The 1,949-nt window shown below is 36.7% G+C and carries 3 protein-coding genes; all 3 read right to left on the bottom strand.

The window, feature by feature from the left end; all coding sequences use genetic code 11:
* Positions 1 to 984: AAA family ATPase (locus AC1DUW_RS27090; RefSeq protein ID WP_477643959.1), on the bottom strand; the 984-nt coding region annotated here is incomplete at its 3' end.
* Between the two features lie 451 nt (positions 985 to 1,435).
* Positions 1,436 to 1,654 (bottom strand): hypothetical protein, encoded by a 219-nt coding sequence (locus AC1DUW_RS27085; protein ID WP_477643958.1) that lies wholly within the window; start codon positions 1,652 to 1,654, stop codon positions 1,436 to 1,438.
* A gap of 13 nt (positions 1,655 to 1,667) precedes the next feature.
* Positions 1,668 to 1,949, bottom strand: a 282-nt coding sequence (locus tag AC1DUW_RS27080) for a sugar phosphate isomerase/epimerase family protein (protein ID WP_477643957.1), incomplete at its 5' end; no start/stop codon positions are given.

Here is a 1,949-nt window from a genome sequence, read left to right as displayed (position 1 = left end):
ATCTTCAATGGTCAAGTTTAATTTAGAACCTGCCTCGTCCATTAAGTCGATTGCTTTGTCAGGTAGAAAACGGTCTTGAATGTAGCGGTTTGAAAGTTCAACAGCTGCTCTCAGCGCTTCCACGCTATATGTGACCCCATGATACGCTTCATAACTGTCTTTTAAACCTTGCAAAATAACCAATGCTTCATCTGTTGTAGGCTCATTAACCTGAACGGGTTGAAAGCGGCGTTCAAGTGCTCCGTCTTTTTCAATTTTCCGATATTCAGACAAAGTGGTCGCTCCCACCAGCTGAAGTTCACCTCGTGCAAGTGCGGGTTTTAAGATATTCCCAGCATCCATCGATCCTTCGGCTGAACCAGCACCGACAATTTGGTGAATTTCATCAATGAATAAAATGACATTCTTTCTTTCCTGCAATTCACTGATTAATTGCTTCATTCGTTCTTCGAATTGTCCCCGGATTCCAGTGTTTGTAACAAGTGAAGCGATATCAAGCATATACACCAGCTTATTACGCAATTTAACAGGAACTGCACCTTCAACAATGGCTAGAGCAAGTCCTTCAGCAATCGCTGTTTTACCTACGCCAGGTTCACCTATTAATACTGGATTATTTTTATTACGTCTATTTAGAACTTCAATCACTCTTTTTATTTCTTCATTCCTGCCGATAACCGGATCAATTAGGCCTGCTTTAGCAGCATCTGTCAGATTCTGCCCGTACTCTTCTAATAATCCTCTTCCGCCGCTTTGTTGAGCAGGTTCCGGTTGAGGGATATTACTATTATTAAAGGGATTGAATAAATTGTGGGATCCATTAAATTGGAAGTTCCCTAAATCTTTTCCTCCCATAGCTGCACCAAGTTTATTTCTTTCTTCTTTATAACAAGTGGAGCACAGCATAACATCATGCTCCTGACCATTCATATTTAGATGTACTTGAATATTAGCTTGGTTTACATGGCATTTTTCACAAAGCATGTAGTACTCCTCCTTAAAGTTTGTTTTTATGAATCAACTTTGACCTTCTTTGACTTTCTGACTTTATTATACATTGACCTTCTTTGACATTCAATAATTTTGACTGGAAATTCTTTTGGATTGTTTTCTCAAATTTCTTCTATTGATACAGCCATATCGGTAATCCATAATAGCCCTATTTCTATAGAAATAGGGCTTCATCCAAATTATCTGTATTTCATCTTCAGAAATTGGTTGCACTTTCCTTATAAAGATAATGATAAATATATCGGAGAACAAGTATATTAGTTAATAGTGAAAATAAAAAATTTAAACAACGATATTTTGATTTTGATGTAAAACATCAAGATTTAGCATCCATTGAGATTATCTTGAGTTTTTGCATCAGAACCGATTTTCTTATAATTTTTTCCCCATTAATCATACTATTGTTCTCATATTGTGTTTATGATTAAAAACCAATATTCTTCAAATAAGCGAAGCTCTGGCTAACATCTCGTAGACTACTATCACAATTTCTAGGATCACGCTCTTGCTCTACAGTAATGTACCCATGATAATCGATTTCTTTCAGTAACCTGTTAATGGATTTATAGTCAATGATGCCTTGTCCGACAGAGCAGATAACTCCCTTACCACATGCATCAAAAAAGCGGATACACTCAGTCATTACTTTTTGATAATTATTTATCTAGATTAATATCTTTAAAATGTATATAATCCAGTCTATTTGCACAGTCCATAAGCCACTGTACGGGGTCCATTTTTGAATAATAAAGATGTGCTGTGTCAAGGCAAAGTCCTGCAATTTCATGTGGAATATCCTTCATAAGTTTCTTTATTTCATCTTTAAATTCAATATAGCCACCAGCATGAGGATGGACTACCAATCGTACTCCATATCTTGTCCAAGAATGCTCTGCCCATATCCGGATATGTGTCATCCTGTTCCATCCCTCTGGGGA

The sequence above is a fragment of the Peribacillus sp. P4_C12 genome (assembly GCF_056402095.1).
This window is presented reverse-complemented; position numbering and strand designations above follow the sequence as displayed.